The sequence below is a fragment of the Cohnella sp. genome, assembly GCF_041641335.1.
GTDB lineage: Bacteria > Bacillota > Bacilli > Paenibacillales > Paenibacillaceae > Cohnella.
This window is the reverse complement of the sequence record NZ_JBEPYQ010000028.1, coordinates 42,222-68,527: the sequence shown is the minus strand read 5'-3', so window position 1 is coordinate 68,527 and position 26,306 is coordinate 42,222. Positions and strand designations below refer to the sequence as shown.

29 protein-coding genes are annotated in these 26,306 nt (G+C 58.5%); all 29 read left to right on the top strand.

What is annotated here, in order from left to right:
- The coding region (fliY, locus tag ACESLM_RS11625; RefSeq protein ID WP_372631739.1) for a flagellar motor switch phosphatase FliY at positions 1 to 1,037 on the top strand (1,037 nt) is incomplete at its 5' end.
- A 21-nt stretch (positions 1,038 to 1,058) separates the two neighbouring features.
- Complete coding sequence (locus ACESLM_RS11620; protein WP_094043389.1) at positions 1,059 to 1,421, top strand: response regulator; 363 nt, start codon at positions 1,059 to 1,061, stop codon at positions 1,419 to 1,421.
- Between the two features lie 25 nt (positions 1,422 to 1,446).
- Positions 1,447 to 1,992 (top strand): flagellar biosynthetic protein FliO, encoded by a 546-nt coding sequence (locus tag ACESLM_RS11615; RefSeq protein WP_372631738.1) that lies wholly within the window; start codon positions 1,447 to 1,449, stop codon positions 1,990 to 1,992.
- Positions 1,989 to 2,735 (top strand): flagellar type III secretion system pore protein FliP, encoded by a 747-nt coding sequence (fliP, locus tag ACESLM_RS11610; RefSeq protein WP_372631737.1) that lies wholly within the window; start codon positions 1,989 to 1,991, stop codon positions 2,733 to 2,735. The genes ACESLM_RS11615 and fliP overlap by 4 nt, the downstream gene beginning before the upstream one ends.
- Positions 2,736 to 2,766: 31 nt before the next feature.
- Positions 2,767 to 3,036: a flagellar biosynthesis protein FliQ gene (fliQ, locus tag ACESLM_RS11605; RefSeq protein ID WP_094043395.1), complete on the top strand. Its 270-nt coding sequence runs from the start codon at positions 2,767 to 2,769 to the stop codon at positions 3,034 to 3,036.
- Positions 3,037 to 3,042: 6 nt separating this feature from the next.
- Positions 3,043 to 3,828, top strand: coding sequence for a flagellar biosynthetic protein FliR (fliR, locus tag ACESLM_RS11600; RefSeq protein ID WP_372631736.1), 786 nt, complete (start codon positions 3,043 to 3,045; stop codon positions 3,826 to 3,828).
- A gap of 78 nt (positions 3,829 to 3,906) precedes the next feature.
- Positions 3,907 to 4,995, top strand: coding sequence for a flagellar biosynthesis protein FlhB (gene flhB, locus ACESLM_RS11595; protein ID WP_372631735.1), 1,089 nt, complete (start codon positions 3,907 to 3,909; stop codon positions 4,993 to 4,995).
- A gap of 89 nt (positions 4,996 to 5,084) precedes the next feature.
- Positions 5,085 to 7,118, top strand: a complete 2,034-nt coding sequence (gene flhA / locus ACESLM_RS11590; protein WP_372631734.1) for a flagellar biosynthesis protein FlhA — start codon at positions 5,085 to 5,087, stop codon at positions 7,116 to 7,118.
- Positions 7,115 to 8,611, top strand: coding sequence for a flagellar biosynthesis GTPase FlhF (gene flhF / locus ACESLM_RS11585; RefSeq protein ID WP_372631733.1), 1,497 nt, complete (start codon positions 7,115 to 7,117; stop codon positions 8,609 to 8,611). The genes flhA and flhF overlap by 4 nt, the downstream gene beginning before the upstream one ends.
- Positions 8,604 to 9,476 carry a MinD/ParA family protein gene (locus ACESLM_RS11580; protein WP_372631732.1) on the top strand — a complete coding sequence of 291 codons (873 nt, stop codon included), beginning with the start codon at positions 8,604 to 8,606 and terminating at the stop codon, positions 9,474 to 9,476. The genes flhF and ACESLM_RS11580 overlap by 8 nt, the downstream gene beginning before the upstream one ends.
- A 68-nt stretch (positions 9,477 to 9,544) precedes the next feature.
- Positions 9,545 to 11,002, top strand: coding sequence for a protein-glutamate methylesterase/protein-glutamine glutaminase (locus ACESLM_RS11575; protein WP_372631731.1), 1,458 nt, complete (start codon positions 9,545 to 9,547; stop codon positions 11,000 to 11,002).
- A 37-nt stretch (positions 11,003 to 11,039) separates the two neighbouring features.
- Complete coding sequence (locus ACESLM_RS11570) at positions 11,040 to 13,142, top strand: chemotaxis protein CheW (protein ID WP_372631730.1); 2,103 nt, start codon at positions 11,040 to 11,042, stop codon at positions 13,140 to 13,142.
- Positions 13,143 to 13,171: 29 nt separating this feature from the next.
- Positions 13,172 to 13,633 carry a chemotaxis protein CheW gene (locus tag ACESLM_RS11565; RefSeq protein WP_372631729.1) on the top strand — a complete coding sequence of 154 codons (462 nt, stop codon included), beginning with the start codon at positions 13,172 to 13,174 and terminating at the stop codon, positions 13,631 to 13,633.
- 3 nt (positions 13,634 to 13,636) lie between these two features.
- A complete protein-coding gene (locus ACESLM_RS11560; RefSeq protein ID WP_372631728.1) occupies positions 13,637 to 14,254 on the top strand; it encodes a chemotaxis protein CheC in 618 nt (205 codons plus the stop codon).
- The gene (locus ACESLM_RS11555; protein ID WP_198960624.1) at positions 14,251 to 14,748 is read left to right on the top strand and encodes a chemotaxis protein CheD; all 498 of its coding nucleotides are present in this window, start codon (positions 14,251 to 14,253) and stop codon (positions 14,746 to 14,748) included. Before ACESLM_RS11560 ends, ACESLM_RS11555 begins: the two co-directional genes overlap by 4 nt.
- A 1-nt stretch (position 14,749) precedes the next feature.
- Positions 14,750 to 15,178 carry a hypothetical protein gene (locus ACESLM_RS11550; RefSeq protein ID WP_372631727.1) on the top strand — a complete coding sequence of 143 codons (429 nt, stop codon included), beginning with the start codon at positions 14,750 to 14,752 and terminating at the stop codon, positions 15,176 to 15,178.
- Positions 15,179 to 15,194: 16 nt separating this feature from the next.
- On the top strand, positions 15,195 to 15,983 hold the full coding sequence (locus ACESLM_RS11545) for a FliA/WhiG family RNA polymerase sigma factor (protein ID WP_372631726.1): 789 nt from the start codon (positions 15,195 to 15,197) through the stop codon (positions 15,981 to 15,983).
- Between the two features lie 15 nt (positions 15,984 to 15,998).
- Positions 15,999 to 17,414: a flagellar assembly protein A gene (locus ACESLM_RS11540; RefSeq protein WP_372631725.1), complete on the top strand. Its 1,416-nt coding sequence runs from the start codon at positions 15,999 to 16,001 to the stop codon at positions 17,412 to 17,414.
- Between the two features lie 22 nt (positions 17,415 to 17,436).
- The gene (locus tag ACESLM_RS11535; protein WP_372631724.1) at positions 17,437 to 17,757 is read left to right on the top strand and encodes a hypothetical protein; all 321 of its coding nucleotides are present in this window, start codon (positions 17,437 to 17,439) and stop codon (positions 17,755 to 17,757) included.
- 38 nt (positions 17,758 to 17,795) lie between these two features.
- Positions 17,796 to 18,401, top strand: coding sequence for a hypothetical protein (locus ACESLM_RS11530; protein WP_372631723.1), 606 nt, complete (start codon positions 17,796 to 17,798; stop codon positions 18,399 to 18,401).
- Positions 18,394 to 18,990, top strand: coding sequence for a hypothetical protein (locus tag ACESLM_RS11525; RefSeq protein ID WP_372631722.1), 597 nt, complete (start codon positions 18,394 to 18,396; stop codon positions 18,988 to 18,990). The genes ACESLM_RS11530 and ACESLM_RS11525 overlap by 8 nt, the downstream gene beginning before the upstream one ends.
- A 207-nt stretch (positions 18,991 to 19,197) precedes the next feature.
- A complete protein-coding gene (gene rpsB, locus ACESLM_RS11520) occupies positions 19,198 to 19,896 on the top strand; it encodes a 30S ribosomal protein S2 (RefSeq protein WP_372631721.1) in 699 nt (232 codons plus the stop codon).
- A 145-nt stretch (positions 19,897 to 20,041) separates the two neighbouring features.
- On the top strand, positions 20,042 to 20,692 hold the full coding sequence (gene tsf / locus ACESLM_RS11515) for a translation elongation factor Ts (protein WP_094043429.1): 651 nt from the start codon (positions 20,042 to 20,044) through the stop codon (positions 20,690 to 20,692).
- A gap of 67 nt (positions 20,693 to 20,759) precedes the next feature.
- Positions 20,760 to 21,488: a UMP kinase gene (gene pyrH / locus ACESLM_RS11510; protein ID WP_372631720.1), complete on the top strand. Its 729-nt coding sequence runs from the start codon at positions 20,760 to 20,762 to the stop codon at positions 21,486 to 21,488.
- Positions 21,488 to 22,042 carry a ribosome recycling factor gene (gene frr / locus ACESLM_RS11505; protein WP_094043433.1) on the top strand — a complete coding sequence of 185 codons (555 nt, stop codon included), beginning with the start codon at positions 21,488 to 21,490 and terminating at the stop codon, positions 22,040 to 22,042. Before pyrH ends, frr begins: the two co-directional genes overlap by 1 nt.
- A gap of 91 nt (positions 22,043 to 22,133) precedes the next feature.
- Positions 22,134 to 22,934 carry an undecaprenyl pyrophosphate synthase gene (locus ACESLM_RS11500; protein ID WP_372631719.1) on the top strand — a complete coding sequence of 267 codons (801 nt, stop codon included), beginning with the start codon at positions 22,134 to 22,136 and terminating at the stop codon, positions 22,932 to 22,934.
- 4 nt (positions 22,935 to 22,938) lie between these two features.
- Positions 22,939 to 23,730, top strand: a complete 792-nt coding sequence (locus ACESLM_RS11495) for a phosphatidate cytidylyltransferase (protein WP_372631718.1) — start codon at positions 22,939 to 22,941, stop codon at positions 23,728 to 23,730.
- Positions 23,731 to 23,777: 47 nt separating this feature from the next.
- Complete coding sequence (locus ACESLM_RS11490) at positions 23,778 to 24,920, top strand: 1-deoxy-D-xylulose-5-phosphate reductoisomerase (protein WP_372631717.1); 1,143 nt, start codon at positions 23,778 to 23,780, stop codon at positions 24,918 to 24,920.
- Positions 24,921 to 25,030: 110 nt separating this feature from the next.
- On the top strand, positions 25,031 to 26,290 hold the full coding sequence (rseP, locus tag ACESLM_RS11485; RefSeq protein ID WP_372631716.1) for an RIP metalloprotease RseP: 1,260 nt from the start codon (positions 25,031 to 25,033) through the stop codon (positions 26,288 to 26,290).
- The last annotated feature ends 16 nt before the right edge of the window (positions 26,291 to 26,306 follow it).

The window sequence follows — 26,306 nt, the reverse complement described above, 5'->3', positions numbered from 1 at the left end:
CGCTGCTCGGCAAGAAGGTCGACATTACGACCCCAACCGTGTCCGCGATCGTCAGAGACAAGTTCGAATCCGAGTTTCCGAAGCCTCACGTGGCGGTTCACGTCAGCTACGTTGAAGGGTTCGAAGGGATTAATTCCCTCGTGATCCAATCCCACGACGCGCAAGTCATCGCCGATCTGATGCTGGGCGGCGAAGGCAACGTGACGACGGAGGAGTTGAACGAGATCCACATTAGCGCCGTTCAGGAAGCGATGAACCAGATGATGGGCTCGTCCGCGACCTCGATGTCGACGATCTTCAACCGGATGGTCAACATTTCCCCTCCGGGCATCGACATTATGGACGTTAAGAACAATTCCGGAGTCTCTAATCTGCCGCAGGAGAATATTTTCGTTAAGATCTCCTTCCGATTGAAGATCGGGGATTTGATCGATTCCTCGATCATGCAGCTGCTGACCGTCCCGTTCGCCAAGGAACTGGTAAGCTCGTTGATGGGAGGCGCATCGTCGGAGCCGGCGCCTGCTCCGCAGCCGGCAGCTCAACCGGCGCCTCAGCCTGCGCCGCCCGCACAGCCGGCTTACTCCGCGCCGCCGGCACACACGCCCCCGCCGCAGGCGCACCAAGCGCCTCCGATGGCCGCCGTGCCGCCCGGCTACGGAGCTCCGATGCCAAACTATCCGCAGACGCTCGGCGGCGGAGGCGGCATGAACCGGAACGTCAACGTCAATCCGGTTCAATTCGCCAACTTCCAGGGCGGCGGATACGCGCAGGCGGACGAAACGAATCTTAATCTGCTGCTCGACATTCCTCTGAAAGTCACGGTGGAACTCGGGCGTACGAAGAAGCAGATTAAGGATATTTTGGAACTGTCCCAGGGCTCTATTATCGAGCTGGACAAGCTGGCCGGCGAACCCGTCGACATCTTGGTTAACAACAAATTGATCGCCAAAGGCGAAGTCGTTGTCATTGACGAGAACTTCGGGGTACGCGTTACCGATATCGTCAGTCAATGGGATCGCGTCCAAAAAATCCAATAAGCTAATCGGGAGGAAACAGAAATGGCAAACCGCATTCTCATCGTTGACGACGCAGCATTCATGCGCATGATGATCCGCGATATTTTAACGAAAAACGGGTACGAGGTCGTAGGGGAAGCGCAGGACGGAGCGCAAGCTATCGAAAAATATAAAGATCTGAACCCGGACCTGATCACGATGGACATTACGATGCCCGAGATGGACGGAATAGCGGCGCTTAAGGAAATCCGCAAGCTCGATTCCAACGCCAAAGTCATCATGTGTTCGGCCATGGGCCAGCAGGCGATGGTCATCGACGCCATCCAAGCCGGGGCCAAAGACTTTATCGTCAAGCCGTTCCAAGCGGATCGGGTCATCGAAGCGATCAAGAAAACGCTGGGTTAACCCGGGGCGGGAGCGTTGAAGATTCATGCGAACATACGGGCTTGCCGATGAGTTGCCGGATACGTCGTCGCTAGGCTCGGTTTGGGATTTGATCCGGGTGCTCGTTGTCCTTGGACTGATCATCGGCTTGATTGTGCTCGTTCTGCGCTTCCTGGCGAAACGCAATCGCGGGTGGGGGATGAACCGTTCGCTGCGTTCGCTCGGAGGATATCCGCTGGGCACGAACAAGTCGATGCAGATCGTGGAGTGGAACGGGCGGATCTATGTGCTCGGGGTCGGAGAGAATATCACGCTGCTGGAGTCGATCACGGACCCGGAGATCGTGGACGCTTTGCTGGCGGAGCATGAAGCCGGCATGGCTAACATGGGACCGGCGCTGCCCGATTGGCTTCGCAAATGGACGGAGCGCAACAAACCTCGGAGCGAGGACCTAGCCTCCACAACCGCCGGAGCCGATTCCAGCTTCGAGAAGTCGTTGGAAAACCGGCTCCGCGAGCTTTCCGAGCGAAGGCAGAAGGCGGAACAACTGCTGGAGGATAACCGTTCTGAAGATCGGACAGATGAGCGATGAGAAAAAAAATCTTATATAGTTTCCTGACGTTGCAGGCTTTGCTGGTCGGGTTTCAGGCGTCCGCCTATGCCGACCCCATTATCGGGGTAACGCTCGGCGACGGTTCGGAGCCGGTCGGCGCGTCCGCGTTGTCCTTGCTCTTGCTCATTACCGTGCTGAGCTTGGCTCCGGCCATCCTCGTGCTGATGACGAGCTTTACGAGAATCGTCATCGTCCTCGGGTTCGTGCGCACGTCGCTGGGTACGCAGCAGATGCCGCCCAACCAGGTACTGATCGGACTGGCGCTGTTCATGACGCTGTTCGTGATGGCTCCGACGATGTCGCAAGTGAACGAAACGGCTCTCAAGCCTTACTTGGCCGGCGAAATCAGCCAGACGGACGCACTGGAGAAGGCTGCCGTGCCGATGAAGGAGTTCATGTACAAGCATACGCGGGAGAAAGACCTGCTGCTCTTCATGAAGTACACGAAAACCGAGAAGCCGGCAACGTATCAAGACATTCCGATGACCGTGCTCGTTCCGGCTTACGCCATCAGCGAATTAAAAACGGCATTCCAGATGGGCTTCATGATCTTCATTCCGTTTCTCGTCATCGACATGGTCGTCGCCAGCACGCTGATGGCGATGGGGATGATGATGCTCCCGCCGGTTATGATCTCGTTGCCCTTCAAGATTCTGCTCTTCGTGCTCGTGGACGGCTGGTATCTTGTCGTGAAGTCGCTGTTGACCAGCTTTAGTCCTTGAATCGGGCGTTCGAACGAGGGGGAAGAAGCCAATGACATCGGAGTTTATTATCGGCCTTGCGGGCCAAGCGCTGTTTACCGTGTTGAAAGTAAGCGCGCCGATGCTGATCATCGCGCTTGTCGTAGGCCTCAGCGTCAGCATCTTTCAGGCGACGACGCAGATCCAGGAGCAGACGCTCGCCTTCGTCCCCAAGATCATCGCCGTTTTCCTCGCCTTATTGATTTTCGGGCCGTGGATTTTGAACATTATGGTCGATTTCACGGCGCGTCTGCTAGGAAATTTGGAGAAGTATATCGGGTGACTTGATATGAACATCATCATGCAGGTCTTCCCTGCCTTTCTGCTTGTTTTTTGTCGAATTACAGCGTTTTTTGTTGTCGCACCGATCTTTTCGTCCCGGAATTTTCCGGCTGCGATCAAGATCGGGCTCGGCTTCTTCGTCTCCCTGATCGTCTTTTTGAACGTCGGGTTCGATACGAAGGTGACGGCGGACGCAACTTTCATTCTGGCCATTATGCGAGAAGTGTTCGCGGGCTTGCTGATCGGTTTCGTGGCCTATCTGTTTTTCGCGGTCGTTCAGACTGCGGGAGGGCTTATGGACATGCAGATGGGGTTGGCGATGGCCAATATCGTCGATCCGGTAACCGGCGTGTCCGCCCCGATCATGGGCAACTTCAAGTTCATGCTGCTCATTCTCGTTTTCTTCTCCATCAACGGCCATCATTACTTGTTGGCCGCCATTATGGACAGCTACAAGTGGCTGCCGATGGACAACAATTTGTTTCAAGTCTATTATGGCGGAAGCGTAACGGAATTTCTGACCCGCACGTTCGCGGACACGTTTCTGCTGGCGCTGCAAATTTCCGCCCCGATCGTCGTGGCGATGTTCCTGACCGACTTCGGATTGGCGCTCTTGGCCCGCGCGGCCCCGCAATACAACGTATTCGTCATCGGGCTGCCGCTGAAACTATTGGTCGGACTTGCGTTGCTCGTTTTGCTGATTCCCGGATTTGGAACGTTGTTTCAAATGATTTTCGACCGGATGTTCCAAGCGCTTGAGCATTTGTTTACGATTTTGAAGGCAAGGTCTTAACCGTTATAGAACATAGTTCAAACCAGGCTTGGAATCTATGAAAGACATCTTACGGCGCGAAGTTCAGGAGGTGGTGTCATGCCCCGCAATCGCCTGAAGATGGATCTGCAGTTATTCTCCGGCGAGAAGACGGAGAAGGCAACGCCCAAGAAGCGCCAGGATAGCCGCAAAAAAGGACAGGTCGCCAAAAGCGCGGAAATTCCGAGCACGCTTATCCTGCTCGCCTGCATCAGCTTTCTTGTCATGCTCGGACCGTTCCTGAGACAGCAGCTGCTGTCCTTGATCGGAGACGCGTTCCTGTATCGGCTGAATATGCAGGTTACCGACAGCAACGTGCTCGCTCTGTTTAATCATTATGCGGTCCAAATGCTCATTCTGATGGCGCCGGTATTCATCATCGTCGTCGTGATCGCGTTCGCTGCCAACTACGTGCAGATCGGCTGGCTGTTCACGGTCGAGCCGCTGAAACCGAAATTCGAAAAGCTTAATCCGCTCAAAGGATTCAAAAACTTGTTTGGTATGCGTTCGGTGATCGAATTTCTGAAGAGCGGTCTGAAGCTCGTCTGCGTCGCGGTTATCGTATTCACGGTGCTGTGGTCGGAGAAGAAACGCTTGCTCGAGTTGGCTCATTTGCCCGTGCAGGACATATTCGCTTTCGCGACCAGCTTGATCGTCCGCTTAGGGATCTTCATCGCGGTGCTGCTGTTCATACTCGCGATCGGCGATTTCATGTATCAGCGTTACGAGTATGAGAAAAATTTGCGCATGAGCAAGCAAGATATTAAGGACGAATACAAAAACATGGAAGGCGATCCGCTCATCAAAGGCAAGATCAAAGAACGCCAGCGCAGAATGGCGCTTATGCGGATGATGCAGGAAGTGCCGAGCGCGGACGTCGTCATTACGAACCCGACCCACTTCGCGGTCGCGCTGAAATACGACGCGTCGAAGATGGACGCCCCGACGGTGGTGGCCAAAGGCCAAGACTATCTGGCCTTGAGAATTCGGGAGATTGCGAAAGAGAACGACGTTATAACGATGGAAAACAAGCCGCTCGCCCGCGCATTGTACGAGAAAACGGAAGTGGGACAAAGCGTTCCCGCCGATCTGTTCCAGGCGGTCGCGGAAGTGCTGGCATACGTATACCGGCTTAAAGGCCGGAGGTAAGTCGAGCGAGACTCGAGGATGTATTACTTAAATCAAGTTCAAAAAGTTCGAAGTCGGGCATGAGTTTTATACAGGAGTGGGGTGGCGTCATGAAAATTAGGGACCTAAGCATATTAATCGGCGTCATCGGCATCGTTCTGATGATGGTCGTTCCGATTCCCAAAGGGCTGCTCGACGTCCTGCTCATCATCAACATTTCCATAGCCATCATGATTTTGTTGATCGCGATGAATACCCGGGATGCGCTGCACTTCTCCATTTTCCCGACGTTGCTGCTAGTTACGACCGTTTTCCGGCTCGCGCTCAACGTTTCGACGACAAGACTTATTTTGTCGGAAGCGGACGCCGGCCACGTCGTCGATACGTTCGGTCGATTCGTGGCCGGGGGGGAGCTTGCGGTCGGCTTTGTCGTGTTTCTCATCCTTGTCGTCGTGCAGTTCATCGTCATTACGAAGGGCTCCGAGCGCGTCGCCGAAGTCGGCGCGAGATTCACGCTCGACGCGATGCCCGGCAAGCAGATGAGTATCGACGCCGACTTGAACGCAGGGCTGATCAACGAACAGCAAGCGCGCGAGCGCCGGGAGAAAATCGAGAAGGAAGCGGATTTCTACGGCGCCATGGACGGTGCCAGCAAATTCGTCAAAGGGGACGCCATCGCTTCGATTGTCATCGTGCTGATCAACCTGATCGCGGGCTTCGTCGTAGGTATGGCGGTGCACGGTATGGATGTCATGTCCGCGCTCGAAACCTACTCCGTGCTATCGATCGGCGATGGGCTCGTCAGCCAGATTCCGGCTTTGCTGATCAGCACCGCAGCAGGTATCATCGTCACGCGGGCCGCTTCCGACGGCAACATGGCCGACGATTTGAGCAAACAGCTCCTTCGTTATCCGCGGCTTCTCTATATCGTAGCCGGGACTATAGCCCTTCTCGGGATCGCCACTCCGATTCCGCTTCTTAGTACGATTCCGTACGCGGCGATATTGGGAATCGCCGGATACCGCCTGCAGACGAACCTGAACCGGGAGCAGCAGGCAGCGGAAATGCTCGTCGAGGAGAAGGAGATCGAGGAAGTCCGCAGTCCGGAGAGCGTCATCAGCCTGCTTCAGGTCGATCCGATCGAATTCGAATTCGGCTACGGTCTCATCCCGCTGGCGGATACGCAGCAGGGCGGGGATCTGCTCGACAGAATCATCATGATTCGACGGCAATGCGCGCTCGAAATGGGACTTATCGTCCCCGTTATCCGAATTCGCGACAATATTCAACTAAAACCGAACGAATATGTCATAAAAATGAAAGGAAATACGGTGGCGCGCGGCGAATTACTCATACATCACTACTTGGCGATGAGTCCGGGGTTCGACGACGACTCCGTAACGGGTATCGAGACCCAGGAACCCGCGTTCGGCTTGCCGGCGCTCTGGATCGACGAAGCCACGAAGGAACGCGCGGAGATGGCCGGCTACACGGTCGTCGACCCGCCGTCGGTCGTCGCCACTCATTTGACGGAAGTGATCAAGAAATACGCGCACGAACTGATCGGCCGCCAGGAGACGAAATCTCTGATCGACAGCGTCAAGGACACGTATCCGGCTCTGGTGGAGGAGCTCATACCGTCGATTCTCGGCGTCGGGGACGTGCAGAAGGTGCTGTCCAAGCTGCTGAAGGAGAAAATCTCGATCCGGGATCTCGTCACGATCTTCGAGACGCTGGCCGATTACGGCAAGTACACGAAAGATCCGGACGTGCTGACGGAATACGCCAGACAGAGCCTGTCCAGGCAGATCACGCAGCAGTACGCGTCGCCGGCGGAGCCGCTTAAGGTCATTACGGTCAGCCCGGCCGTCGAGAAGAAGATCGCGGAAGCGGTGCAGCAGTCCGACCAGGGAAGCTATCTCGCGTTGGATCCGGCGTCCTCGCAAGCGATCTACCAGAGACTGACGGAGCAGGTGAACCGCCTCGTGCAGGCGGGACAGCAGCCGATTATCCTGACTTCTCCGACGATCCGGATGTATTTGCGGCAATTGCTGGAGAGAAGCTTGCAGGATATTCCGGTCATCTCGTACAGCGAATTGGAGCCTAGCATTGAAGTGCAGAGCGTTGGGGTGGTGAGCGCATGAAGGTCAAACGATACATAGTCGACGACGTGCCCGAAGCGGTGCAGCTGATTCGCGCCGAGCTCGGCTCCGACGCCGTTATTTTGAATACGAAAGAAATCCGCGTAGGCGGATTTCTTGGTATGTTCCGCCAAAAAAGAATGGAAGTGATCGCGGCCGTCGACGAGACGGCCCGCAAAGCTCCCGCGCGCGCGTCCTTGCCGGTCAGAATGCCGGAGAAACCGCCGGCGGCCGAGCCGAAGCCGGTACCGGCCGCGGTGAACGAGACGGCGGCGGTGCCGATTCCGTCCGTTGCCGTCAGGGAGAGATACACGCAGCCGCCGTTCTCGGACAGCGGCAGGCAGCCGATCGCAAGCCCGGTTAACGTCGCGGCGAAGGAGCCGCCGTCCGATCCGCTCCCGCGGATCGAATCGCGTCCGCCCGCCGATCCGCTTCCGAGGGTCGAACCGCCCGCGCCGATCGCGGCGGCGGAGCGGCAGCAGCCGGAAAGCGATTTTCTCGATTCTTCCGATCCTCTCGATCGGCTGCGATCGGGAATCGCCGACCGGCTGAAGGCGGACGCGCTTGCGGCCGCCGAGTCGAAGCCGGAAGCGTCCAGTGAGAGCGAGCTGCGGGACGAGACGTCCGTCGTGCTTCAGGAGCTTCGTTCGCTGCGGGAAATGATGACGCGAATGACGAAGCCGCAGACGACGACGTCTCGCTCGATCCCCGAGTCCGTGCTGAAATGGAGCAAGCGGCTTGCCTCGCAAGGCGTCGAGCCGGCGCACGTCGAACAGTTCGCGGAAGCGACAGCGGCAAAGCTGAGGGAAGCCGGCGAAGATGAAGCGGATGCATACGAAGCGGCAGGAGGCGTCCTGCTCTCCTGGTTGAACGAAGCCAAAGGAGAGGGCATCGCTCAGGAGACGCGCATCGTTCATTTCGTCGGGCCGACGGGAGTCGGCAAGACGACGACGATCGCCAAGCTTGCGGCGGACCAGTCGTTCGCGCAGCGTCGCAGCGTCGGATTCATTACGGCGGATACGTATCGGATCGCCGCGGTGGACCAGCTAAGAACGTATGCGGACATTTTGAACGTTCCGCTCGAAGTCGTGTTTTCGCCCGGGGAATTGACACGGGCCTATCATAAGTTAGGGGACCGCGATTTGTTGTTCATGGACACCGCGGGCCGGAATTACCGCAACGAGCTGTTCGTCTCCGAAGTCAACAGCCTGCTATCGCCGGCGGAGGGGGCGGAGACCATTCTCGTTCTGAGCATGACGAGCAAGTATTCCGACATGAAGGCGGTAGCCTCGCAATTCGCGAAATACGGAGTCCGCCGGCTTCTGCTCACGAAGTTCGACGAGACGGAATCGTACGGCTCCGTCGTCAATCTCGTCAAGGAATTCGACTTCCGCATTTCCTATTACACTTGCGGGCAGGCGGTGCCGGACGACATCAAGGCGTTCGATCCGGAAGACCTGGTTCGCAAGCTGCTGGGGGAGCCGGGAGATGATTGACCAGGCGCAGGCGCTCCGGCATTTGGTCCACTCGAAGGACTTGCGGTCGGCGAAGACGACCAAGGTCGTAACGGTCACCAGCGGCAAAGGAGGGGTCGGCAAATCCAATTTCAGCCTGAACTTCGGGATGGCTTTGCAAAATCGGGGATACAGCGTGCTGCTGTTCGACGCGGACATCAGCTTCGCCAACATCGACGTGCTGATGGGCACCCCGGCCAAGTACAACCTCATCCATCTGCTTAAAGGCGAGAAGTCGATCTGGGAAATTATCCAGATCGGTCCGAGCGGTCTGCAATTCATCGCCGGGGGATCCGGGTTTCAAGATTTGGTGCGGCTTAGGGAACAAGAGCTGGAGTATTTCGCCGAACAGATCGGCAAGCTGCACGGCCATGTCGACTTCATCCTGTTCGACACGGGCGCGGGCTTGTCCAAGGAGACGACGAGATTCATCGCGGCGGCCGAAGAGACGGTCGTCGTGACGACGCCGGAGCCGACGTCGATCACGGACGCGTACGCCTTGATCAAAATGGTGAACTCGATGGGGTACCAGGTTCCGTTCCGGCTCGTCGTCAACCGGGTCGTCGACGATCGCGAAGGCGCGCAGACGGCCGACAACATCCGGCAAGTGGCAAGCAAGTATATCGGCATCGATATTCCGGTGCTCGGTTACATTCCCGACGACGCCAGCGTCTCCAAAGCGGTCAGGCGGCAAACGCCGCTGTCGGTCGCATTTCCCAATAGCGAGGCGATGCGGGGCATCGACCGGATCGCGTCCAGGTTTCTGATGGAAGAGCGATCGCAAGCGCAGTCGACGGTCCGCGGATTGTCGGGATTCATGCAACGAATGAAGAAGCTCTGGAGCTGATCGGTCGCCAGCCTACGGGCATGCGAGCGCGAAGACATCAAACAACTAGATTAAGAGGAGGATGCCATATGACGGAGTTAAAAGTGCTCATCGTGGATGATTCCCCTTTCATGCGCAAAGTGTTCAGCGACGTCATCGACATAGACTCCGCTTTCAAAGTGTTGGCAACCGCATGCGACGGAGAAGAGGCCGTCAAGCTGACGCTGGAGCTTAAGCCCGACATCATTACGATGGACTTGGAAATGCCGCGGATGAACGGAATCGAAGCGCTGCAGAACATTATGGCGATGAGGCCGACTCCCGTCATTATGCTGTCCGCGGTGACGGACAACGGTACCAGAGATACGATACGAGCGCTCCAATTCGGCGCGATCGATTTCATTCGCAAGCCGGACGGAGCCGTGAAGCTGGACATTCGGCAAGTCGGAGAGCAGTTGCTGGAGAAGCTGCGCATCGTGGCGGAGACGATCGACAAGGGGCCGCTGCGGATGCTGCCGGCGGTCGTGGAGAAGGCGGTCGAGACGGCTCCTTCTTCTCCTTCTCCGGCCGCACGCGCGGTGGGGGAAACGAAGGAGGCGGCGCTGGCGGCCGCGGAGTCTCCGCCCGAAGAGGAATCTGCCGGCAATTCCGCTTCCGGCAAGGATGCTCCCGTCAAGAAGCCGGCGGTCGCGCTCCCAAGAATCGACAAGCCGCAGAAGTTGATCCGCAGGGAGACGGAGATTCGCAAGAGCGATCCGCCCGCGAGACCGGCAACCGCGGGAGCGCCCAAGCCTCCGAAGCCACCAGAGCCGCCGGAAAGCCTGCGCAAACCGGCTAGGCCGACGGACGGCGGCGCGCCGCCGTCCGTCGTCAAGAAGGAGGCGAGACCGCCCCTTCGGCAGCCGAACGTCACGCCGCCCGCAGTGCTGTCTCCGGCGGAACCGAAGCCGACGTCCTCGTTCACGCAGATCGTCGCGATCGGCACTTCGACGGGCGGACCGCGGGCGCTGCATGAAGTGCTGACCGGCATTCCGGCGGATTTTCCGGCGCCGATTCTCGTCGTTCAGCATATGCCGCCCAAGTTCACGCATTCGCTCGCGCAGCGGCTGGATTCGTTCTGCGGCATCCATGTCCGGGAGGCAACGGACGGAGAGCAGATCGAGACGGCGACCGCGTATATCGCCCCGGGCGGCAGGCACATGTCGCTGGCGAAGGACGCCTCCGGCAAATACCGGATCAAGCTTTCGAACGAGGGACCCCGAAGCGGCCATATGCCGTCGGTCGACGTCCTGTTCGAATCCTTGATCGGCCACCGGCAGCTCAAGCGCCATGCGGTGCTGATGACCGGAATGGGCAGCGACGGAGCGAAAGGAATGAAGGCGCTGCTCGACGACGGAGCCCAGACGACGATCGCCGAAGCCGAGCAGACTTGCGTCGTGTACGGGATGCCCCGTTCGGCGGTCGAGCTCGGCGCCGCGACGCATCAAGTGCCGCTGCAGGGCATCGCTCCGGCTCTCGTGCAGGAAATGAAATCGCGCAAAACCTAGCGCGCTGAAAGTTCAGCCAACAAGGAGGTGTCCGGCCATGGAAATGAATCAGTACATGTCCATGTTTATCGACGAGTCCAACGATCACTTGCAAGCGCTAAACGAAAATATGCTTCGGCTGGAGCAGCAGCCGGAGGATATCGGCATCGTTCAGGTCATCTTCCGTTCCGCGCATACGTTAAAAGGGATGTCCGCGACGATGGGATTCGAGGATCTTGCCTCGCTAACCCACGAGATGGAGAACGTGCTCGACCTCGTGCGCAACGAGAAGCTCAGCATGAACGGCCATATTTTCGACACGCTGTTCAAATGCCTCGACGCGCTTGAAGCGATGGTCCAGGATATTATCGGCGGCGGAACGGGCAAAGGCGAAGTCGACGAGCTGGTCGAACGCCTGAAAGGCATCGTTAAAGGCGATACCGGAGCCGCGGCATCCGCGTCCGGGACTTCCGCTCCCGCCAAGGCCGCCGCGGCGCTGCCCGCATCGCTCGTGCTCGACCAGTACCAGCTGTCGATTCTGGCGCAATCGATCGAGGGCGGGCATACGGCTTACTTCATCGAAGTAAGGGTGCGGGAGGACTGCTTGCTGAAAGCGGCCCGCGCCTACATGGTGTTCGACGTCCTCGAGAGGAACGGGGAGGTCGTCAAATCCTACCCGTCCGTACAGGAGATCGAGCAGGAGCAATTCGACCGCGGTTTCTCCGTGTACTACATTACCCAGACGGCGGAGCAGACGCTGCACGAGCAGCTCTCCAGAGTGTCGGAGATCGAATCCGTAACGCTGAACGCGGTGGACAAAGCGTCCTTGCAAGAGATGGAAGACAATTTGCGCGCTTCCGAGCAGAGCGCGTCGGCGGCGAAGGAAGCGGCCGCCGCTGCGGCTCCCGCTCCTGTCGTGGCTTCGGCCAAGGCGCCGGCAACGCAAGCTCCCGCTTCCGATAAGGGCGCGGCGCGCCCCGCGGCTCCGGCTGCTTCCGGCAATGCCGCTCCCCGCACGATCCGGGTCGATATCGAGCGATTGGACACGCTGATGAATCTGTTCAGCGAAATGCTCATCGACCGCGTTCGCCTCGAGCAGCTCGCCTTCGAAATCCGCCGCAATGACTTGACGGAGACGGTGGAGCACATGGCGCGCGTCAGCGCCGACTTGCAAAATATCGTGCTTAAGCTGCGCATGGTTCCCGTGGACAGCGTCTTTAACCGCTTCCCGCGCATGGTCAGGGACTTGGCCAAATCGCTGGACAAGAAAGTAGATCTGGTCGTCGTAGGCGCCGAAACCGAGCTGGACCGCACCGTTATCGACGAGATCGGCGATCCGCTCGTGCACTTGATCCGCAACTCGGTCGACCACGGCGTCGAATCGATCGCGGACCGCGTCGCATTGGGCAAGCCCGAGACCGGAACCGTCGTGCTGCGCGCGTTCCACAGCGGCAATCACGTGTTCATCGAGATCGAGGATGACGGCAAAGGCATTAACCGGCCGAAAGTGCTCGAGACGGCGATCAAGCGGGGCGTCGTCACTCCGGAGGAGGCGAAGACGCTCAGCGACGAGGAAGTGAACATGCTGCTGTTCGCTCCTGGCTTCAGTACGGCGGACAAAGTATCGGACATCTCCGGCCGCGGCGTCGGGCTCGACGTCGTCAAATCGAAGATTACTTCCTTGGGCGGCAACGTCACCGTGCTGTCGACGCTCGGACAGGGAACGAAGTTCTCGATCCAGCTGCCTCTGACGCTGTCGATTATCGCCGCGATGCTGATCAAGCAGGGCTCCGAGAAGTATGCGTTCCCGCTGTCTTCGATCGTGGAGACGGGCTCGCTGAAACGTTCGGACATCCGTACGCTGCACGGCAATCGTATGATCGATTACCGCCAGTCCATCATTCCCGTCATTTCGCTGGCCCAGCTGATCGATTCGCCGGATTACCGCGACGACGACGAGATCGAGACCGAAATGCTCGTCATCCGCAAAGGGGACAAGCTGGCTGCCGTTCTCGTCGACGAATTCATCGGCCAGAGCGAGATCGTGCTCAAGCCGCTGGGCAAATATTTGACCGGCGTCAAAGGCGTCGTCTCGGGAGCGACGATACTCGGGGACGGGCAAGTCGCCTTGATCGTGGATCCTAACGCGATTATCAAATAACAGTCCGGACTCTAAGGGAGGAATCATTCATGGCAGAGGAATTGAAAGTGATCGTCTTCACGCTGGCGCAGGAAGAGTACGGTATCGAGGTGGACAAGGTGCGCACGATCGAGCGGATGCTTCCGATCACCCGCGTACCGAAAACGCCTGCGTTCGTAAAAGGAGTCATCAATCTGCGGGGCGTCGTCATTCCGGTCATCGATTTGCGCGGCCGGTTCGGCTTGACCGAGTCGGATTACACCGAGAACTCCCGCATTATCATCGTCGCGGCCAACGAGCTGGAAGTCGGATTTATCGTCGATTCGGCGAACGACGTGCTGGACGTCTCGAGCGACGCGATCGAAAATCCTCCGGAAGTGGTCGGCGGGATTAAGGCGAAGTACTTGAGCGGAGTGGCCAAGATCGGGGAGAACCGTCTGCTCATCTTGCTGAATCTGTCCGAAGTGCTGAACCGCAGCGAAATTATCCAATTGGAACAGTCCGGGGAGTAAGCCGTGAATCTGTTCAGGAATAACGCGGATTTCAAGCTGGACGTGCTTCGGGAGGTCGGCAACATCGGCGCCGGCAATGCGGCGACCGCGTTGTCTACGCTGCTTAACAAACCGGTGGACATGGCGGTGCCTACCGTAAACCTGCTTCCGTTCGAGGAGATCGCCAAGCGGGTCGGAGGTTCGGAAGCGGTCGTAATCGCCATTTTCCTTCGCGTCGAGGGCGACGCTCCCGGCAATATGTTCTTCATTATCAACCGGGAGCCGGCGCGCCGGATTTTGCAAGGCTTGCTCGGATTCAACGCGGCGGAGAACGACGAATACAGCGAGCTGGAGCTGTCCGCGCTGAACGAGATCGGCAACATTCTGGCAGGCTCGTACTTGTCCTCGCTGGCGGATTTCACCGGTCTCAGGATGTCGCCTACCGTGCCTTCCCTGGCGGTGGACATGGCGGGGGCGATCCTGAGCTACGGTCTGCTTCAATTCGGCACGATGGGCGACGACGCTCTGCTCATAGATACGACTTTCCTGGAAGGGCAGCAGGAGGCCGAAGGCCATTTCTTCCTCATTCCGGACCCGGAGTCGTTCGAGAAGCTCTTTCGTGCGTTAGGAGTGCCGTTCTGATGACCGAGGGCACGTTGATTAAAGTCGGAATGGCTGATCTGAATATCGCGGAAGGGGGGGCGGTGCTCAAGACGACGGGATTAGGCTCGTGCGTCGGCTTGACGTTATTCGATCCCGACTTGCGCATCGGCGGAATGGCGCACATTATGCTGCCGTCGTCCGACATCGCGCGCGAAGGTCAGCTGAATATCGCCAAATACGCGGACACGGCCGTCCCCGAGCTCGTGAACAGGCTGAGAAGCAGAGGCGCGGCGATCCATCGCCTGATCGCCAAAATGGCCGGGGGAGCGCAAATGTTCGCCTTCATGGGCGGCGCGGATACGATGAGAATCGGACCTCGCAACGTTGAAGCGACGAAGTTGGAGCTGGAGCGGTTCTCGATCCGTCTCGTGTCCGAGGACACCGGGGGCAACTACGGACGGACGGTGGAGCTGTACAGCCATACCGGCATTTTTCTTATTCGCAGCGTGCAGCACGGAGTAAAGGAGATTTAAGATGAAAGGTTCCTGGCGATTCATCATCGGATTCGGAGTTTTCGGAGCGCTGCTCACCGGCTTGATCTCCCTGTCGAGCAATCCGCTGGGAACGACGCTGCTCAGAAGCTTTTACGCTTTTCTGGCGTTCGCGGCATTGGCGCTGGTCGCAAGCTTCGTGCTCGGGCAGTTGCTTGCTCCTGGCAAGCCGGCCGTAAGCGGGATCCCGGCCGAGGACGACCGCGGAAGCTTGCTCGATCTGACGACGCCGGACGAAGGCGACGCCTTGTCGGAGATGCTGAAGGAGCAATGGACCGACGGCAAGCCGGAAACGGCGAAGGAAGAGGAGGTCAAGGGCTTCCAGCCTTTGCAGCCCAAGCGGGTGGTGTCGCTCGATAATCCGAATCCGGAGGAAGTGGCTCAGGCGATACGGCGCCTGACGGACGAATAAGGATGGTGAGGCTAGAATGGTCGATCAAACACGTTCCCGGTTGTCCCATCAGGATTTATGGCAGCGATGGAAAGACGACGAGGACCCGGATGCGAGAAAAAAGCTGATCGAACACTATTTGCCGCTCGTGGACTACGTCTCCAGCCGTATGGCGGTGGGTTTGCCGAAAAACGTAACGAAAGACGATCTTGCGAGCAACGGCGCCATGGGGCTGATCGACGCGATCGAGAAGTTCGACTATCGGCGCGGCTTGCAGTTCGAGACGTATGCTTCATGGAGAATCAGAGGGGCGATCATCGACGGGCTTAGGCAAGGAGACTGGGTGCCCCGCTCGGTTCGTGATAAAGCGAAAAAAATCGAGGACGCCTATGCGGTACTGGAGCAGCGGCAATTAAGATCTGCTTCGGACGACGAGATATGCGACTATTTGAATATTAGCAACAAAGAGTTTCAGCAAATGCTTCAGGAAGTTGCGGTCGCGGCCGTATTCTCTCTGGAGGATCCGATTCGCGAGGAAGAATCCGAGACCCGTCTGTCGCTGCTCGTCGACGACAAAGCGGTCAGCCCGGAATCCAAAGTTCACGAGACGTATTTGAAGGACTCTCTGAAATACGGCATAGAGAAGCTTACGGAGAAGGAACGCACCGTAATCTCTTTGTTTTATTACGAGGACTTGTCGTTAAGCGAGATCGCGGAGGTGATGTGCCTGTCGCCTTCGAGAATTTCCCAATTGCATTCCAAAGCGATTCTGAGGCTTCGGGGAGCGCTCGCGAAACATAAGGAACAGTTGCTTCAAAACGGATAATAGGGGGCGTTGACGATGCCTGACAATGGAAGCTTCTCCATGGAGGAAGGTCTGCAAGTTACGATTTCCGAAGACAAAATGAATGCGTATCTGGTATTCAAGCGGGTGGAAGGGGATCCTAAGTTTACCGCCCGCGAACTGGAGCAGTACTTGTCGTCGCAAGGCATCAAGTCGGGGCTGCAGTCGGATGCGATCTACTTGATTTCGCAACGGCCCCAGGACTTCTATTTCGCTCAGAACGTCGTCGCCGTCGGTACGCCGCCCAAGCCGGGCAAGGACGGCTATATCAAGCTTCTGTACGGCGAGGACGAGGAAGAGAGCCGCGGTCCCGTCGAGCGCGAGGACGGCAGCGTCGACTACAAGCAGGTCACGAAGCTGGCCAACGTGAAGGCGGGGCAGTTGATCGCCGAGCGGGCTCCCGCGGAACCGGGCGTTCCGGGCAAAGCCGTCACCGGAGAAGAAATCGCTCCGAAGGAAGGCAGGGAGGTCCACTTCAAGATCGGCAAAAACGTCGTCGTCAATCCCGAGAACATCGCGATGTACGCGGCGATCGACGGTTTGGTGACGAAGACGGACAAGGACAAGCTGAATGTCTTTCCCGTGTATGAAGTGAACGGCGACGTCGATTACAATATCGGGAACATTGAATTTGTCGGCACGGTCGTCGTCCGCGGCAATATTTTGACCGGCTTCAGCGTCAAGGCGTCGGGAGACATCCGCGTGACGGGCGGCATCGAGGGCGCCGAGGTCGAATCCGACGGCTCGATCGAAGTTACGGGCGGAATCATCGGAACGAACAAAGGATATGTCAAGGCCGGACGCAACGTTCGCTGCTCTTTTGTCCAAGAGGGGAACGTCATTGCCGGCGAGGACGTGCTGGTGACCCAGAGCATTATGCACTCGAACGTCCGCGCCGGCAAATCGGTCAAATGCCTGGGAGCCAAAGGGCTGATCGTGGGCGGCACGATCCAGGCGGGAGAACGGGTGACGGCGAGGATGATCGGCAACTCGATGTCGACGGCCACGGTCGTCGAGGTCGGCGTCAGGCCGGAACTCCGTCAGGAGCTCGGAGAATTGCGCACGACGATGCGCCAATTGTCGGAAAGCTTGGACAAGACGGAGAAAGCGCTGTCCATGCTCGACCAGATGGCTTCGGTCGGACAGCTTAGCGGCGACAAGCTGGCGCTGCGGGTCAAGCTGACGGCGACGAAGCGGCAGACGACCGAGGAGCTGCAGAGCGCCAAGGAACGCGTGCTGGACATCGAGAAGACGCTGGAAGACGCGACGACGGCGCGCGTGGACGCGGTTCATACGTTGTGGGGCGGCACGAAAATCGTGATCGGAAGATATACGAGATTCGTGAAAGACGCTTCGCAGAGAGTCACTTTCCGGTTTGCGGACGGAGACATCGTGATGGTTCCGTTCTATTGATCCCGAATCGAGGTGATACGGCGTGAGCTACAAACCGATCGATATGCAAGTTTCAATGCCGCGTTCCGTGGAGATGACTTCGCTGCAGCATCAGCAGCAGCAGCGCCCGACCACGGAGCAGGGCCTGCTCGGCCAGCAGGCGATGAAGACGGCGGAGCAGAACGCGACGAGAAGCAACAAAGCGGAATCCGCCTCGGGCGGGACGATCTCCGAGCGGGAACCCCGCGAGCGGAATAAGCGGAAGCCCGGGGCGAAGACGTCCTCGTCGCAGGATCAGGCCGCGGAGGAGAGCAAAGTCCCGGAGCATCCGTATAAAGGAAGACACATCGATTTTATGGGCTGACCGCAGCATGATCGGCAAGCATGAGAGGAGAGTTCAGGGTGGAACCGTGGTTTTACATTGTTGCGTTAGGGGCCGCGATAACCGGGTTTGCGTGGATGATGCCCAAATCCGGCGATGCCGGCCCCAAGCAGGAGTTCGTCAGCGAAGAGTCGTATAACCGACTGCTCGAGGATTTGGAGGCGGAGAATCGCGAGCTGTTGGGCGCGGTCGCCAAGTTCAAGCGCGAGCACGACGGCACGGTCGAGACGCTCGGAAGCAGAATCGTCGAATTGGAGCAGCAGATGAAGTCGCTGACGGAACAGTCCCGCCTCCCCGCAACGCCAGCGGATTACCCCCCCTCGGCTTCGCCTCTTGCTACAACTCCCGCCCGTTCAACCAGAATGTCCCACCCTGCGGAAACTCCATCCGTCGCCGATGCCGCTGCGCCGACGATCGGCTCCTACGACGCGGATGCGGCGCCGGAACCGTCGGCCTCCCCGGAGACCGAGCTGCAGCCGACGACGATACGCGGTCGATACGCGGAGCTGCTGGACCTGCACGAGAAGGGCAAATCCGTCGATCAGATCGCCAAAGCGACCGGCATGAACAAGGGCGAAGTGCAGCTCATTTTGCAATTGGCCAGACAGGAGGAGCGGCATGCGTAAACATCGAAGCTGGCTGATGGGATTCGGAATCGGGTTGATCGTCGGCGCGATCATGCTGCAGATGATTACGTTCGCAGAGAAGCAGAACGCGCCGCTGGCCCAGGAGCCGATGGCGCCGGAGCAGCTTAGCGACGAAGCGAAGAAGGCAGGCTTGCTGCTGCTTACGCAGGAGCAGCTCGACGCACGCGTGCAGGAGGCCGTGGCCGCGTCGGAGCAGGCGGGCCAGGGCGAATCCTCCGGAGAGGAAGGCGATTCCGGGCAGCCGGATGACTCAGGTGAGGAGCAGACGGCTCCGAAGGAGACGGACGGTTCGGAGACGAACGCGGCACAGTCCGCGACGCCTAAGGCCGAGGGTGAAGAGGCGCCCCCCGCTGCCGAAGCGCCGGAGCAGGTGTCCCTGTACATCAGCTACGGAATGAGTCTGACGGAAGTCGGTGAGGAGCTTCTGAAGCTGGGCGTCATCGACGACGTCAAGGACTTTATCGAAGGAACGAGACCGGTCGCCAACAAGATGAGGGTCGGAACGGCCGTATTCACGGGCAAGCCGACCTATCAGGAAATCATGGACGAGCTCGTGCGCAAGAAATAAGAGGCGAACGCTGGCAAGAAATTTGCCGAAGCAAAGCGCTGGGCCATTGCGCGACGGTTGACGATATGGTATATTATTTCTCGGTGTAAAAAACACACGCTTTTCAATTCCGTCAACGGTGCTTGTTTGGGAGATCCGGACGAGTTTTGGCGGAAAGCGCGAGAAGCGGCGGACGATTCACCAAAAACCACTAGGAGGTGCAGGAAGATGGCAGTCATTTCCATGAAGCAGCTGCTTGAAGCAGGGGTGCATTTCGGTCACCAGACACGTCGTTGGAACCCGAAAATGGATAAGTACATCTTTACTGAACGTAACGGCATTTACATTATCGATTTGCAAAAAACGGTTAAGAAAGTCGACGAGGCGTACAACTTCGTGCGTCAACTCGCAGAGAACGGCGGAACGATGCTGTTCGTAGGAACGAAGAAGCAAGCTCAGGATTCCGTTAAGGAAGAAGCGGAGCGCAGCGGGCAATACTATATCAACCAACGTTGGTTGGGCGGTACGCTGACGAACTTCTCCACGATCCAGAAGCGTACGGACCGTTTGCACCAGCTGGACAAATGGGAACAAGACGGCACGTTCGAAGTGCTGCCTAAGAAAGAAGTCATCATTCTCCGCAAGGAGAAGGAGCGTCTCGAGAAATTCCTCGGCGGCATCAAGAACATGCGCAGGCTGCCGGACGCCCTCTTCATCATCGATCCGCGCAAAGAGCGCATCGCGGTAGCGGAAGCTCGCAAGCTGGGCATCCCGATTGTCGGCATCGTCGACACGAACTGCGATCCGGACGAGATCGACTACGTTATCCCTGGTAACGATGACGCGATCCGCGCGGTTAAGCTGCTGACGGCCAAGATGGCCGACGCGATCGTCGAATCCCGCCAAGGCGAAGAGACGACGGCTTAATCAAGGAAAATTCCGGTTCGAACATACAGTCACGATCGAAGGGTGGTCAGAAGGGTAACTTCTCACCGCCCTTTTTTTCCAAAAAAAAGATCAGCCTCACTCGCGCTCAAGAGCGCGGGGAGCACCTACTTAGGAGGAGTCCCCCATGGCAATTAATGCAGCAGACGTTAAAACGCTCCGCGAAAGAACGGGAGCAGGCATGTTGGATTGTAAAAAGGCGTTGGAGGAAGCGGGCGGCGATCTGACGAAAGCGGCCGAGCTGCTCCGCGAGAAGGGCCTTGCGGCGGCAGCCAAGAAGGGCGACCGCGTTGCAACCGAAGGCGTCGTGGAATCTTACATTCACGCAGGCGGCCGGATCGGCGTTCTCGTCGAAGTCAACTGCGAAACCGACTTCGTAGCCAAAACCGATCAATTCCGCGCGTTCGTGAAGGACATCGCGATGCAAATCGCGGCGGCCAACCCGAAATTCCTGAGCCGCGAAGAAGTATCCCAAGCCGAGCTCGACAAGGAAAAAGAAATTCTCCGCAACCAGGCGCTGAACGAAGGCAAGCCGGAGAAAATCGTCGACAAAATGGTCGAGGGCCGCATGAACAAGTTCTACGAAGAGAACTGCTTGCTCGAGCAAGTGTTCGTCAAGGACCAGGACAAGACGATCACGACGCTGCTGAACGAGAAGATCGCCGCAATCGGCGAGAAAATCTCCATCCGCAGATTCGCTCGTTACGAGCTGGGCGAAGGCTTGGAGAAAAAAGTCGACAACTTCGTAGAAGAAGTTATGGCGCAAGTCAACCAATAAGATTTACCGATCCGGGAACACGGCGTGTTCCCTCTTTTTTAAATATGCATGCTGGAGGTACAAAAAGTTGGAACGTCCCGTTTATAAACGCGTGGTATTAAAGGTGAGCGGCGAGTCTCTGTCTGGCAACAACGGATACGGCATCGACGCGGCGACGATTCTGTCGATCGCGGAGCAGGTCAAGGAAGTGATCGAGCTGGGCGTCGAAGTGGCGATCGTCTGCGGCGGGGGCAACATCTGGCGCGGCATTGCGGGCAGCCAGAAGGGAATCGATCGCGCGACGGCCGACTACATGGGCATGCTCGCTACGGTCATGAACTCGCTTGCGCTGCAGGACGCGCTGGAACAGATGGACGTGCCGAGCCGCGTGCAGACGTCGATCGCGATGCAGCAGATCGCCGAGCCTTACATCCGCAGACGCGCGATCCGGCATCTGGAGAAGGGACGCGTCGTCATTTTCGCAGCGGGAACGGGCAATCCGTTCTTCTCTACGGACACGACCGCGGCGCTTCGCGCGGCCGAGATCGAGGCCGAAGTCATTCTGATGGCCAAGAACAAGGTCGATGGCGTCTACAGCGCCGATCCGTTCAAAGATCCGGGCGCGGAGAAGTACGAGCAGCTCACCTACATGGACGTGCTCAACAAAAACCTTGGCGTCATGGATTCGACCGCATCCTCGTTATGCATGGACAACAATATTCCGCTTCTTGTATTCGCGATCACGGAGCAAGGCAATATTAAACGTGCCGTCATGGGCGAGAAAATCGGCACGATCGTAAAGGGGAGCATGGACTAATGCCGCAAGCGATTAAAAAAGACGCCGAAGAACGCATGGAGAAGGCGTTGGGCGCATTGAAACGGGATCTTGTTACCCTGAGAGCGGGCCGCGCGTCGGCCGCGATGCTGGACCGCGTGCAAGCCGAATATTACGGGACGCTTACGCCGATCAACCAGATGGGCGCGATCAACACGCCGGATTCCCGCACGATCATCATTACGCCGTGGGATAAGACGGCGCTGTCGGCGATCGAGAAAGCGATCCAGAAGTCGGATCTCGGCCTCACTCCGGCCAACGACGGTTCGATCATCCGCCTGAACATTCCGCCGCTGACGGAAGAGCGCCGCGCGGAGCTGGCGAAATCGACGAAGAAGTTCGGAGAAGAAGCGAAGGTGGCGATCCGCAACATTCGTCGCGACGCCAACGACGAGATCAAGAAGAAGGAAAAAGGCGAGATTTCCGAGGACGAATCCCGTCGTCACCAGGACGACGTGCAGAAGCTGACGGACCGTTTCGTCGCAGAGGTGGACAAAATTTTGGCCGCCAAAGAAAAAGAAATCATGGAAGTGTAAAGGGTAAGCGCACGACCCCTCCGCAAGGTGGGGTTTATTCTCTTTTGACTGGCTACAGGGTGAGCGTTGCCGCTACTAGGGGGAAGCAAAGATGGGTCTGTTCGGAAAATGGTTCCGCAAGCTGCGCGTCGGAGCGTTCACGGCAGAAGATATAGAACGGATGCGGGCGGACGATGACGAACTGCCGTCCGGCGACAACATTCCGAAGCACGTGGCGATCATTATGGACGGGAACGGACGCTGGGCGAAGAGGAGAGGACTGCCCCGCATCGCCGGGCACCATAACGGAATGAAGGCCGTGAAGCGCATCACGAAAGCCGCCGATCGCGTCGGCGTCGAAGTGTTGACGCTGTACGCCTTCTCCACGGAAAACTGGAAAAGGCCGAAGGCGGAAGTCGAATTCCTGATGAAGCTGCCTCAGGAGTTTCTGGCGATCGAGCTGGAGGAATTGATCGAAAACAACGTTCAGGTCCGGATGATGGGCGATCGGGGGCAACTCCCCGACCATACGGTGGCCGCGGTCGAAGAAGCGGTACGCAGGACGGCGCACAATACGGGTCTCATTTTGAACTTTGCCCTGAATTACGGGAGCCGGCACGAAATGCTGGAAGCGGTCAAGGAGGTTGCCCGGCAGGCCGCTGCCGGGAAGGTCGATCCGGAGGCGCTGGAAGAAGCCGATTTCGAGCAAAGGCTGCTGAGCAGCGGCTTGCCGGACCCGGACTTGCTGATCCGGACGAGCGGCGAGCTGCGGCTCAGCAACTTCATGCTGTGGCAGCTTGCCTACAGCGAGTTCTGGTTCACCGACGTGTTCTGGCCGGAATTCGGCGAAAGGCATCTGTACGATGCGATCAGAGAATATCAGCGGCGCGCGCGCCGCTACGGAGGGCTGTGACGGCATGGGGCAGCGGATCGTTACCGGCGTCGTCGCTGGAGCGATATTCATCGGTTTACTGGTCGCGGGAGGCTGGTACTACACCGCTCTCCTGCTGGCCATGGCGGTTATCGGATATTGGGAGTTCGCGAGGCTGAACGGACAAGCCTGGACGCGTCCCGACGTGCTGCTCGGCTTCGTCGCGGTGCTGCTGATCGCTCTGCCGGAGCTTCCGTTCGAAGGAACGCTTCCGTCGATGGAGACGGTCGCCTGGCTGCTCATGTTCGCGCTGCTGGCAGCGACGGTGTTCAGCAAAAACCGTATTCAATTGGAGAACGCGAGCGTGCTGTTCCTCGGCGCGGTGTACGTGGGGATGGGTTTCCACTACATGGCGGCGACGAGGGAGCTCGAGCACGGCATCTTCTGGTCGGCGCTGACGTTCGCCTGCATCTGGGCGTCCGACGCCGGCGCTTATTTTGTCGGCAAGGCGCTCGGACGGACTAAGCTGTGGCCGTCGATCAGCCCGAACAAGACGATCGAAGGGGCCCTCGGCGGCCTGGCGATCGCGGTGTTGGCCGGCTTGATCTTCGCTTACGCGCAGCCGGAATGGCTCGGTTACGGCCGGGCGGCGCTGATCGGTCTGACGGCGGCGGTCGCCGGACAATTGGGCGATCTTGTGCAGTCCGCGTACAAGCGGTTTCGCGGTGTGAAGGATTCCGGCCAATTGCTGCCGGGGCACGGCGGCGTGCTGGACAGAACGGACAGCTGGCTGATCGTGTTTCCGCTCGTCCATTTGATTGGGCTACTGGCAGGATAATCCGGCGATTGGTTACATAAACATAGAGTGGACAGCGGAGGTTGACTATGAAAAAAATAGCCGTTCTCGGCAGCACGGGATCGATCGGCACCCAGACGCTCGACGTGATCTCGCGGCGTCCGGAAGACTACGAGGTCGTAGGTCTCGCTGCTGGAGCCAACATCGGCTTGCTGCTCGAGCAAGTGCGGCGGTTCAAGCCGAAATGGGTATCCGCCGGCACCGAGGAGCTGGCCGCCCAGGTAAGAGCGGAAGCGCCTTCGGGCGTCAGAGTCTTGCACGGAGAGCAGGGCTTGCGGCAAATCGCCGGTGAATCAGGCGCGAATTACGTCGTCTGCGCGCTCGTCGGCAGTCTGGGCCTCACTTCGACGCTGGCGGCGATCGAGGCGGGAGCCGACATCGGACTCGCGAACAAGGAGACGCTCGTGACGGCCGGGCATCTCGTCATGAGCCGTGCCAAGGAGAAGGGCGTCTCCATTCTGCCGGTCGACAGCGAGCATTCCGCGATCTTCCAATGCTTAAACGGAGAGCCTGCGAAGGCGGTCAAGCGGCTGATGCTGACCGCCTCTGGCGGAAGCTTCCGCGATCTCGGGAGAGAGCAGCTCCAGAACGTGACGGTGGAAGACGCCCTGAAGCATCCGAACTGGAGCATGGGCGCCAAGGTGACGATCGATTCGGCGACGATGGCCAACAAAGGTTTGGAAGTGATCGAAGCGCACTGGCTGTTCGGCTTGCCGTACGATCAGATCGACGTCGTGCTGCATCCGGAGAGCATTGTTCATTCGATGGTCGAGTTCGTCGATACGAGCGTGATGGCGCAGCTCGGGAACCCTGACATGCGCGTGCCGATTCAATACGCGCTTACGTATCCGGATCGCGTCGCCTCTCCGGCATCCCCGCTCGATCTGCTGAAGCAGGGAACGCTGAACTTCAGGCCGATGAGCCTCGAGCGATATCCTTGCCTGCGTCTCGCATACGAGGCGGGGCGGGCCGGAGGCACGGCCACGACCGTGTTCAACGCAGCGAACGAGGTAGCCGTCGCGCGGTTTCTGAAGGGCGAGATCCCTTTCCTCGCGATCGAGGATACGATCGAGCGCGCGCTCGCCAAGCACGAGGCGGTTCCGTCCCCGAGCCTGGAGGCGATTCTCGAGGCGGACGCATGGGCGCGCCGCGAGGCGGAATCGGCCGGTTGACCCCTGCGGGCTCGCTTGTAACGGCTCGGGCAATAATGTTAATCTAAGATCAGCCGAGCCGGGGCGGCAAGCCCGGACGGTTGCTTTCGAATCGCAAAGGGGTTGGACAGATGGGAAATTTACAGGTTGCGCTGCTGACGATATTGATGTTTTTCTTGCTCGTTTCCTTGCATGAATGGGGCCACTATTATTTCGCCCGCAGGGCGGGCATACTCGTGCGCGAGTTCGCGATCGGCTTCGGACCGAAGCTGTTCTCGGTCAAGAAGGGCGAGACGCGCTATACGCTGAGGCTGCTGCCGATCGGCGGCTTCGTCCGAATGGCCGGGGAGGACCCGGAGATCGTCGAGGTGCAGCCGGGGCAGACGGTGGCGCTCCGCGTGAAGGACGACAAAGTCACGCGCATCTACTTGGACCGTCTGGACGAACGGTCGGATGTCATGCGCGGGGAAGTGAAGTCGCTCGACCTGGAGAAGGGCTTGTTCGTCGCTCTGGATATCGACGGAGACATCGAACGGTATTCCGTGCACCCTCAGGCGCAGATTATCGCCAAAGGCCGGGAGACGCAAATCGCGCCGATCGATCGCCAATTCGGACATAAGACGGTCGGGCAGCGGGCGCTTTCGATTTTCGCCGGCCCGGTCATGAACTTCGTGCTCGCTTTCGTACTGTTCGCGTTGTATCTGGTGATGCAGGGAGTGCCGCTCGAGAACTCTTCGAAAGTGTTTATCTCGAAAGTCGTGGCGGACGCTCCGGCCGAACAGTCGGGCATCGAAAAGGGCGACTGGGTCAAGTCGATCAACGGGGAGCCGATCGGAGGCGACCTGAACGCGATGGTGGAGAAGATCAGCGCCTCGGCGGGCAAACCGCTGCAGATCGTCGTCGACCGGGACGGCGTGGAGCTGCCGATCAAGGTGACTCCCGACTCGGAGACGGGCAAGATCGGCATCTATCCGATCGGAGAGATGCGCGCGCCGGGCGCGATCGAGACGCTGCGCTTCTCCGGCGAGACGATGGTCGAAATGACAAAGCGGATTTTCGAGGGCTTCCAGATGCTCATTCGGGACTTTGATTTGAACAAAGTAGGGGGCCCCGTCAAGACGACACAAGTGACGGTGGAGATCGCGCAGCAGGGCGTGGCGCAATTGACGCTGTGGGCGGGCATTCTCAGTCTGTACTTGGGCATCTTCAATCTGCTGCCGATTCCGGCGCTGGACGGAAGCCGTCTGCTGTTCCTTGGGCTGGAAGCGGTCCGCGGCAAGCCGGTCGACCCGAACCGGGAGAGCATGGTCCATCTCGTCGGCTTTGCCATGCTGATGCTGCTGATGATCGTCGTCACTTATAACGATATTGTTGGATTGGTCAGAAATTAAGCCGTATGCTGGAGTT